This window comes from Phocaeicola sp. ICN-14070 (assembly GCF_037892625.1).
GTDB classification, from domain to species: domain Bacteria; phylum Bacteroidota; class Bacteroidia; order Bacteroidales; family Bacteroidaceae; genus Phocaeicola; species Phocaeicola plebeius.
Window position 1 is genome coordinate 1 of the sequence record NZ_JBBKBF010000191.1, and the last position, 364, is coordinate 364.

Annotated in this window: 1 pseudogene; it reads right to left on the reverse strand. The window is 60.4% G+C overall.

Annotated elements, in window-relative coordinates:
• Positions 1–364: pseudogene (locus WKT20_RS18260) on the reverse strand (viral A-type inclusion protein); the annotation flags it as partial.

A 364-nucleotide genomic window follows, 5' to 3' on the forward strand; every position in this document is an offset into this window, starting at 1 on the left:
GTGGCCTTCAGCCGTGTCCATCTTCTCCGCCACGCTTTCCAGCCGCTCGTCCATGCTGCTCCAGTGCTGCAGCCCGCCGGTGAACATGCCCTCCAGCTTCGTCCCCTGGTCCTGCGTCATGGCCGTAAAGCCGCCCGCTTTCGCACTCTGGCTGGTGCCGCCGGCTTCGGTCTTGTCGTAGCCCGTGGCAGCAGCCAGGTTGTCACGCAGGGCAAGGGCTTCATCCACATACTGCATGTACTCTTCAGTCAGCGCGTTCCGTTCCGCCTCGGTCAGTTCGTTGTCCTCCATCGCCTTGCCGAACTTCTCCCACCAGTCTTTCAGTTTTTCGCTGTACAGTTCACCGATCTTGTTGCTCAGCATT